Origin of the sequence: Methanosphaera sp. DEW79 (assembly GCF_003266085.1) — an archaeon.
In the GTDB taxonomy this organism is placed as follows: Archaea; Methanobacteriota; Methanobacteria; order Methanobacteriales; family Methanobacteriaceae; genus Methanosphaera; species Methanosphaera stadtmanae.
Genome location: NZ_MUZW01000004.1, coordinates 1 through 17,477, shown reverse-complemented (window position 1 = coordinate 17,477; position 17,477 = coordinate 1). Strand labels below are relative to the sequence as shown.

9 protein-coding genes are annotated in these 17,477 nt (G+C 27.1%); 8 read left to right on the top strand and 1 reads right to left on the bottom strand.

What is annotated here, in order from left to right:
• Positions 1-37: 37 nt before the first annotated feature.
• The 8 genes from BZ132_RS00330 (at position 38) to BZ132_RS00295 (ending at position 15,929) form a co-directional block, all read left to right on the top strand.
• Complete coding sequence (locus BZ132_RS00330) at positions 38-727, top strand: glycosyltransferase family 2 protein (RefSeq protein ID WP_011405672.1); 690 nt, start codon at positions 38-40, stop codon at positions 725-727.
• A gap of 89 nt (positions 728-816) precedes the next feature.
• The gene (locus BZ132_RS00325) at positions 817-1,971 is read left to right on the top strand and encodes a glycosyltransferase family 4 protein (RefSeq protein WP_011405671.1); all 1,155 of its coding nucleotides are present in this window, start codon (positions 817-819) and stop codon (positions 1,969-1,971) included.
• Positions 1,972-2,864: 893 nt separating this feature from the next.
• On the top strand, positions 2,865-3,986 hold the full coding sequence (locus BZ132_RS00320) for a glycosyltransferase family 4 protein (RefSeq protein ID WP_286940063.1): 1,122 nt from the start codon (positions 2,865-2,867) through the stop codon (positions 3,984-3,986).
• Entirely contained in the window at positions 3,983-5,170 is a 1,188-nt protein-coding gene (locus BZ132_RS00315) for a glycosyltransferase family 4 protein (RefSeq protein ID WP_112149238.1), read from the top strand. Before BZ132_RS00320 ends, BZ132_RS00315 begins: the two co-directional genes overlap by 4 nt.
• Positions 5,171-5,181: 11 nt before the next feature.
• Positions 5,182-7,572, top strand: coding sequence for a DUF2206 domain-containing protein (locus BZ132_RS00310; RefSeq protein WP_112149237.1), 2,391 nt, complete (start codon positions 5,182-5,184; stop codon positions 7,570-7,572).
• A 16-nt stretch (positions 7,573-7,588) separates the two neighbouring features.
• Positions 7,589-8,695, top strand: a complete 1,107-nt coding sequence (locus BZ132_RS00305; protein WP_112149236.1) for a glycosyltransferase family 4 protein — start codon at positions 7,589-7,591, stop codon at positions 8,693-8,695.
• Positions 8,696-9,146: 451 nt separating this feature from the next.
• Positions 9,147-14,876: a right-handed parallel beta-helix repeat-containing protein gene (locus tag BZ132_RS00300; RefSeq protein WP_286940059.1), complete on the top strand. Its 5,730-nt coding sequence runs from the start codon at positions 9,147-9,149 to the stop codon at positions 14,874-14,876.
• 291 nt (positions 14,877-15,167) lie between these two features.
• Entirely contained in the window at positions 15,168-15,929 is a 762-nt protein-coding gene (locus tag BZ132_RS00295) for an SDR family oxidoreductase (protein ID WP_011405665.1), read from the top strand.
• 93 nt (positions 15,930-16,022) lie between these two features.
• Here BZ132_RS00295 and BZ132_RS00290 read toward each other — a convergent pair.
• The coding region (locus BZ132_RS00290) for an Ig-like domain repeat protein (protein ID WP_286940056.1) at positions 16,023-17,477 on the bottom strand (1,455 nt) is incomplete at its 5' end.

Genomic DNA, 17,477 nt, shown 5'->3' with positions numbered 1-17,477 from the left:
GTTAATACTTATGTAAAAATAAGGGATTGTAGAGAATATGAAAGTTTCATTTGTTATACCAGCATTGAATGAAGAAGGAATCGTAGGTAAAACAATAAAAAGTATACCAGTAGATGAGATAGAAGAAGCAGGATATGATGTAGAAATTATTGTTGTTAATAATAATTCTACTGATAACACAGCACAGGAAGCAAAAGATGCTGGAGCTACAGTATTTTTAGAAAAAAATAGAGGATATGGTAACGCATATATCCGTGGATTTAAGGAAGCTACTGGAGATATTATTATAATGGGTGATGCTGATGGAACATATCCCCTTGAACAATCAATGGATTTCATAAATTACATTGTAGATGATGGAAGTGACTTTGTAATAGGTTCTCGTTTTAAAGGTACAATTGAAAAAGGTGCAATGCCCGCACTTCACCAATATATTGGAAATCCATTACTTACAAAAATGTTAAATATACTCTTTAACTCTGAATATTCAGATACACATTGTGGTATGAGAGCCTTTACCAAAGATGCACTACATAAAATGAATTTAACAGCACCAGGTATGGAATTTGCAGTTGAAATGGTTATTGAAGCTAGAGAAAAAAATTTAAATATAAAAGAAATTCCAATATCATATAAAAAACGTGGTGGTGGAGAAGCTAAGTTAAGTTCATTTACTGATGGCTGGAGACACGTGAAATATATGTTGAAAAGAAGATTTGGTAATTAATAATACTCATAATCTACTTTTATTAAAATACCACTTCTTTTATAAGAACCTTGTTTTTTAAACATCCATATTTTTTAGAGGATTTAATCATGAAAATTGCATTTATTTATGATACTGCATATCCCTGGGTTACTGGTGGAGCAGAAAATAGAATATTTGAAATAGGTAAACGTCTTAGACTAAGAGGACATGATATTCATGTTTTTTCATTAGGTTACTGGATGGAAACTAAAGAATATTATGGACAAGAAACTATCAAATACAATGATATAACATATCATAGTGTGGGAAAACCAATGGAATTATATACCAAGGATGGATCCCGATCTATTAAGGAAGCATTATACTTTGCTAAGTGTTTAGTAAGTGTTAACTTCGATGATTTTGATATTGTTGATTGTCAAGGTTTTCCTTATTTTTCATGTTACACTAGCAAATTAAAAACTATGAATTCGAAAGCTAATCTTGTAATTACATTACATGAAGTATGGAATGATTATTGGTATGATTATATGGGTAGAAAAGGATTTTTTGGAAAGATAGTTGAAAAAGGAATTCTACATCTTACTGATAATGTTATCTGTGTTTCTACTGCCACATATGAAAATATGCTGGAGAATAATAAACCTTCTAATTCAATAATTATTTCAAATGGAGTGAATATTAATGAAATAATCTATTTAGATCCTAGTAAACAATACTGTGATGTTATATATGCTGGACGTTTAATTGCTGAAAAACACGTGGATTTACTAATTAAAGCCATGAGAAAGGTTGTAGATGTACATCCTTATGCAAAATGTTTTATTGTAGGAGAAGGCCCAATGGAAGATTATCTAAAACATATTGTATCAACACTTGAACTTGAGAAAAATGTCTTCTTTTTAGGATTTTATAAAAATAAAGAAGATTTATATAAAACACTTAAAAGTTCATCAATACTAGTACTCCCATCATTAAGAGAAGGTTTTGGAATCATTGCAATCGAAGCAAATGCCTGTGGAGTTCCTGTTATTACAGTGAATGCTAAAATGAACGCTGCAAAGGATTTAATAAACGAAGATAATGGTTGGATAATTAATGATAATGTCGATAGCTTAGCTATTCTTATCAACCAATTGATTAGTGATGGAATTTCATATAATAAAAGAAATTTATGTAGAAAAAGTGCTAAGAAATATGATTGGAACAGTATCGCAGCAAAAACTGAGAATTATTATTTGAAAATCCTAAAAAATAATTAGATTACCTATTATCTAATTTTTTGCTTATAAAGTTCTATTTTTTAATTTTCTATTAATAAACTACTTTAAAATAAAGATAAAAAAGATTGATTATTTAATTTTCAGTATCCCCTTCATCATCAAGTTTCTTAAAATACCTAACATATCTAATAGGAAAAGTATAACAACACAATAAAAGCATTGCAATCCCCATTAATCTCCATTGTTCAAAACAAAGAGCAACAACTGTTAAACTTAAAATTGATATACAACGTGATATTATAAATACTTTAGAAGCAGTTGATTTTCTAATTAATTCATCATTTTTTTACTAACTTCCTCTAAACTACTCATATATACACCTCTAAATTATAAATTCAAATATTTTCTCTTATAATAAATTAAAATAATATCTGTTACTACAAATCCTATTCCAATTCCTATAATATGTATTTCTCCACTAAACAATCCTATTATTAAAATAACTAGTCAATAACTAACAGTATCTTCAATCTTCTATAAGACATTTCATCTATTTTCATAATAATCACTCCATACTATCCAATGGAACATGTCTTTGTATGATTTAATAGGATAATTAAATATTCCATTATAATCTAAATAACCATATATCTAGTATAATACTTTTAAAGTTAGTCTTAATCTATTAATATTATCATCAATTAAACTTCGTTAATACTTAATTAATTGTTAAATATAAAATAAAATTTCAATAAAAAAAAACTCTAAAAGAAATTATTTCAAGTCAACAACTACCATTATAATAAGAAAATCTATTAAATAATTATAATTATATATAATTATATTAATATAATATGAAAAAATTTTAGTAAAAAGTCATGTGATATGTTAGATACCTTTTTTCTAAATAAAAAAAATGTGAGGTTTTATTTTTGAAGATTATACAGACCCCAGTTCGATTTTATCCATTTATTGGTGGTGTTGAACAGTATGTTTATTATATTTCTAAACAATTAGCTATGTATGATAATTGTGAAGTTAAGGTAATCTGTGCTAAGCAACCAGAAAACACTCCAACTAACCAAATATATGATAACATATCAATTAAACGTCTTAAATATTATGGAAAGATTGCAAATACTAATATTACTCCAAGTCTTCCAAGAACACTTCTTAGTGAGAATTTTGATATTGTCCATACACACATTCCAACTCCATGGAGTAGTGATTGGAGTAATATAATTTCAAGAATTAAAAATAAACCACTTGTAGTAACATATCATAATGATATTATTGGAAATGGTTTTGCAAATACAATTGCAAATATTTACAATAAAACTGCACTTAAATTTCTATTAAATAAGGCAGATAAAATTATAATAACACAGGATAATTATATCAAATCAAAACACTTACAAAATTATAAAGATAAGATAACTACCATTCCAAATGGTGTTGATTCATCATTGTTTAAGCCTAATAATACTAAGCGACAAAAAAACCAAATATTTTTCCTAAGTGTTCTTGATAAATTTCATAAATATAAAGGTCTTGACTATCTTCTTGAAGCTTTAGTTTATGTTAAAAAAGAAATACCTACTGTTAAACTTGTTGTAGGTGGAAAAGGTGAACTTCTTGACTTTTACAAAGAAAAAACTCATGAATTAGAATTAGAAGATAATGTTGAATTTAAGGGATTTTTAAGTGATAGTGATGTAATTGAAAACTATGCCAATTCAGAACTATTCATACTACCATCCATATCATCACTTCAAGAGGGTTTTGGAATTGTAGTACTTGAGGCACTCTCATGTAAAACACCAGTTATTAGTACTGATATTGTTGGTGTTGCAGATGATGTTATTAAAACAAATAGTGGTATTATAATACCTCCAAAGGATACACAGGCACTAACCAATGCAATAATAAAAATACTTACAGATGATAATCTCAAACATAATATGGGTGAAAATGGACGAAAACTAATACAACAAAAATATGAATGGAGTGAGATTGCAAAGTCAATATATGAACTCTATGAGGAGTTATTATGAAAATATGTTATATTACAAATCTCTATCCACCACATGTTCTTGGTGGTGCAGAAATAGTTGTTAAAAAGATTGCTACACAAATGGCAAAAAAACATACAGTTATAATTATTACAACAAGTCCTGATAATAATCCTCATATAATAAAACAGGATTCTATTATAATATACCAATTAAATACCACTAAATTATATCCTGTTTATAAACAAACTGAAGCTTCTGGAGTTAAAAAACCATTATGGCACCTATTTGACCTATGGAATAACGATACATACAATAAAATAAGACAAATACTCATAGATGAAGATATTGACATAGTACATATAAATAACTTTAAGGGATTATCATTATCCTGTTTTAAAGCAGGAAGTGATCTTAATATTCCTATAGTATTTGAATCACATGATTTTTCATTAATATGTCCACGAGCTAATTTAATTAGGGGAAACAACACTTTATGCAAGAAAAGAAATTTTTGTTGTAATAGTTATGTGAATATTCAAAGAAAATTACTTGATAACCATGTGGATTTACTTATTTCTCCATCAAATTTCATGATTAATAAGTTTAAAGAAAATAATTTCTTTAGAAATACGTCTTCTGTTAAAATACCATTAGCTATTGAATGTAACACTAATAAAACAAGAAAAAGTTATGATACAATTGATATAACATATATTGGAACTCTTGGAAAACATAAGGGAGTACAAACACTTATTGAAGCATTTGAAAGTATTGAAAATAGAGATATTAAATTACACATCATAGGAAAGGGTTATGATGAAGAAGAATTTAGAAAATTAGCTGAAAGTGATGAGAGAATAGTATTTCATGGATTTGTAGATAATAGTAAGATACAACATTTCTATGAATTATCCAATGTGATTATTATACCATCTATTTGTTATGATAATTCTCCTCTTGTAATATATGAAAGTTTTAGTAATTATACACCAGTTATTGGAAGTAATATTGGAGGAATTCCAGAGTTAATAAAGGATGGCGTTAATGGTTATCTTTTTGAGCCTGGAAATATTTATGATTTAAAAGAAAAATTAGAAAAGATAATTAATAATAGAGAATTACTGGTAGATTTAGAAAATAATGCTGGAAAATCATTACCAGTTGATTCTATGAAGGTTATGATAGATAGTTTAATAAATGAGTATGATAAACTTTTAATTTAGGAATAGGTACTATGAATTTTAGAAATATATTTACATTAAATGATTGGAAATTTAGGGAATTTCTATTAGTAGTTGTTACTATTCAAGTTTTAATGTGGATTGTTGGTATAGTTTCCATAAATAAACATATTCCAATATTTGGAGATATTGTTACATTGTTATATCTTGGATTTATTCCAGGTATTATAATATTAAGGATTTTGAAACTACATGATCTTGGAAATACATTTACAACACTTCTTAGTGTGGGTTTGAGTGTTATATCAGTACTTCTTGTTGGCTTGTTTATGAATCAGATTTATCCACTACTTGGAATTACTCATCCTATTGAGAATATACCGTTACTTGTTACATTTACACTGTATAATATGGGTTTACTTGTAATTTCCTATTTTAAAGATAGGGATTATTCTCATGAAAGTAGTTCTAAGTTAAGTATGGATTTGATAACATCAAACCAGTTCCTATTTATCTGTCTATTACCGCTTATTGCAATTATTGGAGCATATACTCTACAGTATTATGGTAATAATCAGATACAAATAGGTCTTCTTCTTACAATATGTTTACTTGTAATTTTAATGGCTTGGGGACATTTGAAGAAGGAGTATTATCATCTGGCAATATTCAGTGTTGCAATATCCATACTATATTATAGTGTACTTATATCAAATCATATATGGGGTTATGATATCTTCTTTGAATACCAGTTTGCAACTTATGTTATTAAAAATGGTATTTGGGATTATACATGGCCACATGCATATAATGCAATGTTAAGTGTTGTAATGTATGCACCAATATACAATAAGTTATCAGGAATGACATTAACATGGATATTCAAGTTTATTTATCCATTTTTATTCTCACTAATAAGTATTGGTTTGTATAAGATATTTGAAGAACGTACTGGTAGTAAAGTAGCATTTTTAGCAGCATTTTTCTTTATTGCTTATAATGGATTTTCATATGGTTGGATGGTTCAAATGGCAAGACAGCAGATTGCTGAAATATTTCTAGTGCTTCTTGTATGGTTAATGGTTGATAGAAAAATACCTCAGAATAAACGTAAGATTTTATATTTACTCTTTGGAATTGGGTTGATACTCTCACATTATAGTGTAACATACCTATTTATGTTTGTATTACTTGCAACCATAATAACTCTAACAATTCTTAGTAGTAGTTTTGGAAATATTATAAATACAATCTTATTGAAAATGGGATTTGAGAAGAAATACTTTGGTAAATATCTTAAAATAGAAAATCAAACTATAAGTCTTCCTTTATCCTTGTTTTTCATAGGATTTATCATAATATATTATTCTCTTACTGCTGATAGTAAGCCTATAGCATCGTTATTTGATGCATTGGGCATAGTGTCAAAAAATGTGAATTCATTACTTACAAAGGGCGTTATTAATCCATTATCCATAACAATAGTAATTGGTGTTGGAATTATTCTACTTGTAATATGTTATAAGATATTTAAGAGAATTTCCCGTGATGTTGATATTAATAATGTTACACAACACCCAATAATTAAGGATACTATTATGAAAGTAAAGAATATGTCCTTAAAACGTAAATACATGTTAATGGTACTTGTTACAATTATTACAATAGTACATATCTGGTGGCCTTTTAAGTACATGGATATTGTAAGTATTAATGCTCAACGTGTAATTCATTTATCTGTTTACTTCATAATTGTTGGATTTGTAATGAATATAATCAGGCCTAAATATTTACATTTCACAAAGGAATATAATACATTTGCATTATTTAACTTAGTAATACTTGCATGTGGATTATTCATACCTGCATTTAGGGATCAATTAAGTCTACAAAGAATATATGAGGTTACATTTGTAGTACTAGCACCATTTTGTGTAATTGGACTGTATTATATTTGTAGTGCTACAATAAGTTTAATAAAATCCACAAGCTTTAAAGAGAAAAATAGAAGTATAATGAAGGTTATTGGTATTTTCATGGTGTTGTTTTTCATACTCAATACTGGATTAATTGATCTTGAATTAGGACAAAGTTCAACACTACCACTTGATAATACAATTGATGCTCCACTATTTAGTCAAGGAGAGTATGCTGGAGTTGCATGGTTTAAACAGTACTATTCAAATGAGGGAAATGACACACTATTTTCTGATGCTTTTAGTAATATTCTTCTCTACTGGCTAAATGATATACATACAACAAATCCTAAAAACACGACAGATATGGAACCTGGAAGCTATATGTTCCTACGTTCAAATAATATTGGTCATAAAAGTTTCTTATATGGAGCTGGAAACTACATACCAATTACTGAAGGAATAGAAAAATCTAACAAGATTTATGATAATGGAGATTCACAGTTATATAAACGTGTAATAGTATAGAAAGAGTGGTATCATTATGGAAAAAACAAAAATATTATTTACTCATAATACTGCAATGTGGTATAGATTACCATTTTTCAAGCAACTTGCTAAAATCTATGATTTAGACTTGGTATTTACACATATAAATGTTATAAGTGATGTTTATGAGAGCGATATTTCAAGTAAAATAAAGGGACTTGAAGATGTTGATTATACAATTCTAGATAATAGTCATGGATTTGCAAGAGGACTTATAAAAAAGGCATTTGCAGATTATGATATTTTAATTGGAGGAAGTTGGGATACACCCCAAGAACTAATAGAAACAATCATATTATTCACAATTACACAAATAAGGAAAAAACCATTTATAATATGGAGAGAAGACTGGGATTGGCCAAAAAAGAAAAATCTAAAAGAAAAGATTTTAGAAAGAATAATAAAATTTCTATCAAACAATACAAGTGCAATACTTGTTCCAGGATCACTACACAAATCATACTTTCAAAATAAAATCAAAGTAAAACCAGAAAAAATCTTTATAATGCCAAATGTAAGTAACATCACAGGATTCAAAAAGAAAGCTCTTCCCACAAATAAAAAGAAAATATTATATGTTGGAAGACTTATACCACGAAAGGGAGTTAAATATCTTCTTGAAGCATATGAACAATTGAATATTAGTGATACTGAACTTATCATTATAGGTACAGGTCCTGATGAAGAAAAATTAAAGGAATATGTTAAGAAAAATAACATGAAAAACGTTGTATTTACTGGTAAAATTGAAAATAATCAATTAAAGAAGTATTATAATGAAAGTTGTTTAGTTGTAATACCTTCTATTAATGAAAGTATGGGTGATCCTTGGGTATTTGTATTGAATGAAGCAATGTACTATGAAAATCCAATTATTGCTACTGATGCTGTTGGAGCAGCACCTGATATGATAAAAGACAATGGATTTATTGTTGAAGAAAAAAACAGCACCCAACTTAAAGAAGCTATGCTTAAAATATTATCTGATGATAAATTACAGGATATGATGAGTAAAAAATCTCGTAAAATAATCTGTGAAAAGTTTCAATACTCCAACATGGTTGATGGATTTAACAGAGCCATTAGTTATGTTAAAAAATAACCTCCCCCTACTTTTATAGAAAATATAAACAAGATACTAAACCATCATATTTTGTTTACAATTCTATATATCTTAATAGATATGAACATATCTTGAATTAATTAATGATACCTCCAAAAAAAAATAATACTAAAACCACAACATTATAGAAGTATTTAATTAACTAAAAATCATTTTTCTAATTATTATTTCTAGAAAAAATAATGTAATATTTTTAAAATTAATCCTATTCCTTTCCCTCCCCCTTAATTCTAAAATAAATCCATAATTCTTCTTACTTAATTTAAAAAAATAATAGTTAAGTATAAATTAATTTTCACTATAATATTAATTATTAACTTAATTTAAAAATAAATTAAATTTATTTTAATAAATGAAATTAAAAAATATTAATTCTAATTTTTTTAAGTTAATAAAATTTATTTTAATAATAAAAAAGGAGGTTAACTTCTTGAATAATAATATTAAGACATTATTCTTAATTTCAACATTAGTATTTTTACTTGTGAGTATATCAGCTATTTCTGCAACAGATATAGAAAATACAACAATTAAAGATACAAGTTCAACTCATGTAATTACAAGTACATCTTGTACTACAGAAAAAGTAGAAGTTAGTGATAATAATAAAGAAGTTAAGGATACTGTTACAAAAACACAAGAAAAACCTATAACAAAAACAAGTACAACAACCCTAAAAAAAGATAATAATATAACAAAAACTACTAAAGATGTAACAACTAGAAAAACACTGAAAAAAGATAGTCAAATAGACTACTATGTATCTGGTGATAAAGGATTAGATACAAATGATGGAACAATTGATAAACCATACAAAACAATAAATCAGGCTCTAAAACAAACAACAAAAGATAATATCTACAATATACACATATCAAGTGGTAAATATACTGGTACTGGTAACACAAATCTCACAGTAAATGGTGACTATAAAATAAATTTCATAGGTCAAAACACCATTATTGATGGTGAAGCAAGATATGATATGAAAAAAAGTCTTAATCCTGATGAATATTACTGGGAATCTTCTCCAGAATGGTATCCATATGAAAATGGTACTGGTAACTGGGCTATAAACATTACAAAAGGAAGTGGACTTATAACACTCATCAACATAACAATACAGAACTGTTGGAGTGCTGGTGGAAACAATATTTCTTCATACAAAACAGCAACAATTGATAACTATGGAAATTTAACAGTAAATAATGTTAAATTTATTAACAATTGTGCTGGAGTTGGTGCAGGTATCAGAAATAATCATGAAGCTACATTATATGTAAATAACAGTTTATTTGAAGGTAATAGAAAATCAAGTAGTACTGGAAATGAAGGAGCAGGTATCTACAACAATGGAACTGCAACAATAATAAACAGTACCTTCCAAAACAACTATGCTCGTTGGGGAACAATATTAAGTGATTATAAGTTAACAATCATAAACAGTACAATTAAAAACAACATTGCATACGATGGAACAAGTACATATAAATTTGGTGCGGGTATTGCAATAAATACTGGAGAAGCCGATTATTTCAATCCATACAGAAATGATGGTATAGATACAAAAATATTAAATTGTAACTTTACAAATAATGGACAAACAGATATATATGCTGGTGAAGGAGATTTACTTGTATCAGAATGTAAATTTAATAATAGTACTGGAATCTATATAGATTCAGTAAATAATAATACCATGAAAGCTATTATTGAAAACTCCACAATAAAAGATAGTCAACCATCACAATTATTTAAAAGTCTTTCAGTAGATGATGGTACCTCCTTTGGAATATATGCTCTTGGAAATGGAAACTTAACAATTAGAAATAACATAATTGACTTTGAAAATAATGGATATGGATTATATGTAACTGGAAATACAACCATAACAAATAACTCCATAAGAAACATAATACAAGTAAATGGAAATAACAACAACATAACAAACAACAACATAAAAACAATTGAAGATTATGCAATATATGTTAAAAGTACGGCTAAAAACAATATAATAACACTAAACACACTAGAAAGTAACATATTATATGGAGATAAAGCAGTAGAAAATATTACAGGTAATGTTATAGAAAATAACACACCAACTCTTGGTAAAACAATAACTATAACAGATGAAACATATGAAAATTACTTCTATAAGAATGGATCTGTAATACCGGGTGCAATCGAAAGTGGAAGTACAATTAACCTTGTAGGTGACTTTTATAATAGACAATTTGTAATAGATTCAATACACATAGTATTAAAGAAAAATGATAGAAAATACCTATACAACACCACAATAACTGTAAAAGATGATGGAAGAATTCATGCAGAAAAACTTTTAATAAACAATGAAGACTATAATCCTAATGGATATGTAATCTATATTGGAACATTAAAAAATTCATTAACAAAACTTAAAATATCCTCAACTAGTACAAAAGCACTAACTGGAGTTATTATAAATAACAAATACAATACTTTAAAAAGTAACACTATTACAATAGAAGGTCCATCTAATAATATGAAAAATAATATTCCAGATACTATGGGTATTTTCATTAATTCATATGGAAATAAATTAGACAGTAATAGAATAAATGTATACAATACAACAAATGGTCAACAAAAAGGAGTAGTTGCAGGAATTGTATTATTAAATGCTGATAATAATGTATTAAACTTTAATCAAGCATCTATCTCTGGAGATGAATATGCAATTGGAATTTACATGATTAATTCCAGTAACAATCATTATACTTCAAACTTCAATGGATTACGTCCAACAGCAACAAATGCAATAGGAACATATCTTACTGGCAATGTTAATAATAATCAATTTATTGCAAGTAGTTCCTATAATTATATAAAAGCTACAAATATGGGTTATTTATTCATTATCAATGCAACAAATGGAAATAATAACACCATATCAGGTCAATCCATGAATAAACTTGGTACATTTACCCAAGGAGAAGACATATTATTAATTAATACCAATAATACTTTTATAAACAAAACAACTTTAAGTTCTAATGGAATAAAAATAGTAAATGCAAATAACACTATAATATTCAGTAGTACTTTAAAAAACAACAATAACACAATTGTATTTATTAATTCTACAAACAATACAATTAATAACACTGCAATATCTGCAAATTATGGAATAATCTTTGAAAATTCAAGTAATAATACTGTTATTAATTCTAATATTAATACAACCGAAACTAACACTGTAACAATTATTAATTCCAACAACACTAACGTAACTAAAAATTATCTTAACTATAATAATACATATGGTGGAGACAGTAGTGTAAGATTAATAGATAGTTCCAACAATATAATTAAAGATAATACTCCCCTTATAATATTACTTACAAACGATAATTACAATCAGTACTTTAAAAACTCAGTACTTACTTCTAATGAAACTACAATTATAAACTTAGCATCAAATCTTTATAATAAAGATTTAGTATTCAACATACCAGTACAATTTGTAAATCCAAATAAATACACAATATACAATGGAACAATAACAATAGGTGAAAATTCAACACAAACTGTGATTGATGGTATAATATTAAACAGTACTGATGAAAGGGAAACTTTAGTAAATATTAAAGGAAATAAAACTACCCTACAAAATGGAATAATCTATCATGAAAATCATGAAAAAGAAGCTCATAGTATTGTAATAAATAACACTGGCCGTGTTTCACAAACTCTTAGTAAAAACAACATAACAACATTAGGTCCTGAAATAAAAACAAAAGATAACAGTCCAAGTACCACTTCAATTAAAGTTATTTCATCTAATGGACTAAATTATGATTTTAATACTAACAACATAACAACAATTACAACTAAATATGATAACAATGGAAAAATAAGTGGAATGTATAATAAATTAACTATAAATTCCTTTGATATAAAAATTGGATCTAATAATGTAGTAGTAAAAGGATATAATGATGTTACAGGATTAGAAGGAATGTATAAATCAAGTTATAACAATAATATAGAAGTTTATGCTAATAAAACTGCTTATGGTATAAAAATGGAAAATTCTGACCGTTTAAGTATGGATAGAGATACATTTAATGTAATTTCCAATAACACTTCAAAAATATTCTACATAAACAATATTACAAGTTATGTTCAATTTTCTTCAATAGACTTAACAGTAAAAGCACCTACAGTAATTATTGTAGATATAAACAATGCTAACAATCCAGATGCATTTATGAAAGGTCTTGGAAATTTAAAGTGGAATAAATTAAATCTTGATAGTAAAAATACAACTATTATAAAATCTAATAACTCAGAGATTAGTTTTTCACATAAAACTGGAAATATCACTGGAGAAAATATTATATTACTTGATGCTGAAAATACTGTTGGAGAATTTAGTAGGCTCTCATATAATATTACAACAAATACTACCACCCCTCTCATACAACTAAAAAATAGTCAAATGAATTTAAAAAATAATAACATAGTAGTAAATACAAGAAATATTCCTATAATATCAGTTCAAAATTCTGATGTTAATATAACTGGAAATTATTTAGAATCATTTAATTTAAGTGGAAATGAAGCTATTTTAGCAATAAATATCACTGGATTAATTGAAAATAACACTCCAACAACAGATAACTATAAATCATATGTTAATTTAGATAAAGATTCAGTAAATGCTAACAAAACAGATAACATAACAATTAATGTTGTAGATAGTTTTAACAACATTATAACAAGTGGAATTATAACAGTAACAATAGATAATAACATAACACAATACAATCTAACAAAAAATCCTGTGGTAATTACAATCAACCCAACTGTAGAGAAATTTAAAATATCAATAACATATTCTGGAAATGAAAAATATATGGAAAGTTCCACTACTAAAAACATAAATATAGTTAAAAATTCCGTGAATATAACAGTAGATCCAGTAAATGGAGTTTATAATGATTCAATAAATTTAACAGCACATGTTAAAGATGTAAATGGAAATAACATAAACACTGGAAAAGTTATATTCAATATTAATGGAGTGACTATTTGTGATACTGATGGAAATCCAATAGAAGTTCCTGTTGTAAATGGAACAGCTATACTTGACACAGTTGCTCCTAGAAGTTGGATGAAAAATAATTCAACAATAAATGCATTATACCTTGAAAATGATGTATATGCAAGTGGTGAAAGTAGTAATGAAACAGTTACAATCACGCAAAGAACACCAACAGTAACAATAATGACAGATAAAACAACAGTAAAATCTAAAGATGTTGTTAGATTCATAGTTCAAGTAAGAGATGGTAATAAACTAGTAACTGATGGACATGTAATACTAAAACTCAATGGTAAAACCCTAAAAGATACTAATGGAAATATCCTCCTGTTAGATATAACAAATGGAATTGCATATCTTGATTATGAAATACCACAAGGATTCAGTGCTAAAAACTACACAGCAACAACATTATTTGTTGGACGTGACTATGTAAAAACATATGCAAATACTTCACTAGAAGTATTAAAAACAAACACACATATAGATGCTAAAATAACAGATGTTATAGGAAATATAGCAAATGTTAAATTAAATATTTATGATGAAACAAACAACCTAGTAAACCGTAATACAAAAGTAACAGTGAAAATAAATGGAAAAACAGTTATAAACCAATTAAATATAACAGGAACAGGAAACATCAATTTAACACTACCCCAAACAAAAGATGAGACTTACTCAATAGAAATAATAGCAGGAGAAAACAATGGATATGAATCATCAACACAAACAATAACATACACAATACCAAAAGCATCAAAAATAACAACACACATACAATCAACAGCTACACAAATAACAAATAAAACAGCAACAGTAGCAGTGCAAATATATGATGATAAAAACCAATTAGTAACAGGAAATACAAAAGTAGTAGTAAAACTCAATGGAAAAACCCTAAACAACACAGTAGCAAAAGATGGACAAGTAAACATAAACATAACCATACCAACAAAAAAAGCAACATACACACTAACAGTAATAGCAGGAGAAAACAACAAATACAAAGAATCAACAATACAAGTACCATTAAAAGTAGAATCTATACCAAAAACAAAGATTTGAAGAGATTTTACTTCTTAACCCCCTTTTAATTGAGTATACACACTATATTCAAAATAAAATAAAAAAAAATACATTCTATTTCTTAAATAAATCAATATACATAATCTTGATTTTTATAAAAGGATATTTTTCAAGAAAAAATTCATAACTAATTATCATAATTTATAATGATTTTTAATATACATTTAAATAATATGAAACATGAATATAAACATAACTAAAATTTGTTTAGTTACAATTTAAATATTAAAGATTAATATAAACGAAAATACTATTTTTTAGGTGTTAAAAATGAAGCTTAAAGGAAAAGTAGCAATAATAACTGGAGCAACAGCAGGAATAGGTAAATCAATAGCATATTTATTTGCAGAAGAAGGAGCTTCCACCATACTCATTGCAAGACGTAAAGAAAGATTAGAACAAATTACAAACGAAATAAATTCCAATGGCGGTGATGCTTCAGCATGTATTGGAGATGTAACAAAACAAGAAGATATAGACAACGTTGTAAAACTCGCATTAGACAAATATGGTAAAATAGATATAATAGTTAACAATGCTGGAATAATGGATGATTTTGTATCTGTAAAACATATAGATGATGATCTATGGGATAAAACAATTGATGTAAATTTAACTGGCCCAATGCGATTAATAAGAGCAGTTATCCCTGAAATGATTAAGAATAATGGAGGCAATATAATTACAATATCATCAGTTGGTGGATTAATAGGAAAAATTAGTGGAGCAGCATACACTGCTTCAAAACATGGAGTTATAGGACTTGCTAAACATACAGCATGGGTATATGGAAAACATAATATACGTTCTAATGTAATAGCACCAGGAACTGTTAATACAGAAATAGCAACAACAATAAATCCTGGACGAATGGATATGGAAACATATGAAACCATAGATCCATTTGTAAAATTATCTCCAAAGTTAGGTCAATCAAAAGAAATTGCTCAAATTGCATTATTTTTAGCATCTGATGATTCATCATTTGTTAATGGAGATGTAATTAAAGCTGATGGTGGATGGTTATCATGATCATCCCATACTTTTTTTTAGAAAATAATATATTAAAAATAGATATTATGACTTAATACTGATTTTAAAAAAAGGAAATTATAAGTGGATTATTTAACCACTTACATATTTTAATAATGCATCTACTATTGTATTTACATTACTTGTATATACATAATCATAACCATGTGATTTAAGATATGTATCAGGATGAGCTATTCCTTTAAAGCTACTTGGACTGTAGTTATCATCATGTGCACGTTCTAACCAGTCAAGTCCTGTTATATCTTTAGCTGTAGCTGAATGATATGCAAAGAATACTAATCTATTTGCTTTTGCTCGCATGAAACTTCTTGTACATACATCATATATTACTCCAGCATCTGCTCCACCAAATACTGATAATTGTATTGCATTGTCTGGTAATGATTTTTCCCATATTGCTGCATTATGTGTATTTGGTCCTACTCCTAATAGTTTTACTGTAAATCCTTTACTTTCAAGAATTTTTTTAATACTATTTACAAATGCCTTATCTTTTGATGTGGTAAATATGTTATCTGTTGATATTACTACTAATCTTGATTTAACATTTGTTGGATGTATTGTATTCCAATTATATATTTTACATGATGATGGAAGATATTTTGAAGTTGATACATCAATCATCTTAGTATATGTATATACTATGTTATAGTAACCAAATTTTCCCCATGATGTTGTTATATATTCTGGTGCTTTTGAATTACTTTGATAGTAGTTTAGTACTTGATTTCCAATATTTAATACCTGAGAGTCTGATAATACTACTGATTTCATTGAATCTGTTTGTTTAGATATTGGTGCATAATGTTTGTATTCAACAGGTGTTGATGATTTTCCCTGATATACATTTTTAGCCATATGTATCATTAAAGGTAAGAAATCTTGTAGACCCATTGTTGTTGATCCTACTGTTACTGTACTTACTATTTTATTAGATTCAAATTGATTTCTCACAGATATTGCTGCATTTCTTATTTGAGTGTATGTGAAAGTATTTTTAAGTACTGTTAATGTTTTTGTTGTAGCTGTTGATGATGAATATATGTTATTTCCACCATATGTTGCTGTTAACTTATATTTTCCTGTATCTAATTCCGCGGTATTATATGTATAGTATGCTTTACCACTAGAAACACTACCATAACCAATAGTTTTTCCATTAACTTTGAAAGCAACCTTACCATTAGAAATGTATGCGTTGTTATTTTTATTAGTAATTGTTGCTACTAATTGAATCTTATTTCCAGCGAGAACTGATTTATCAGCTAATGAAATTGTAGAGTTTAGTTTATTTATAGTTAATAAAGCATTATCTTTTGATGATAGATACTGGGAAGTTTCTCCAAATACTGCAGATAATTTGTAGGATTTAGCAGATAACTTACTAGAATCATAAGTATAATAAGCCTTACCATTAGAAACACTACCATAACCAACAGTTTTATCATTAACTTTGAAAGCAACCTTACCATTAGAAACATAGGATTTAGTATTTTTATCAGTGATTGTAGCTACTAGCTGAAC

What these genes read in the sequence shown, in the direction of transcription:
- BZ132_RS00315 (WP_112149238.1), top strand. Translation starts at nt 3,983, where the DNA reads ATGAAAATATGTTATATTACAAATCTCTATCCACCACATGTTCTTGGT.
- BZ132_RS00330 (WP_011405672.1), top strand. Translation starts at nt 38, where the DNA reads ATGAAAGTTTCATTTGTTATACCAGCATTGAATGAAGAAGGAATCGTA.
- BZ132_RS00310 (WP_112149237.1), top strand. Translation starts at nt 5,182, where the DNA reads ATGAATTTTAGAAATATATTTACATTAAATGATTGGAAATTTAGGGAA.
- BZ132_RS00325 (WP_011405671.1), top strand. Translation starts at nt 817, where the DNA reads ATGAAAATTGCATTTATTTATGATACTGCATATCCCTGGGTTACTGGT.
- BZ132_RS00305 (WP_112149236.1), top strand. Translation starts at nt 7,589, where the DNA reads ATGGAAAAAACAAAAATATTATTTACTCATAATACTGCAATGTGGTAT.
- BZ132_RS00295 (WP_011405665.1), top strand. Translation starts at nt 15,168, where the DNA reads ATGAAGCTTAAAGGAAAAGTAGCAATAATAACTGGAGCAACAGCAGGA.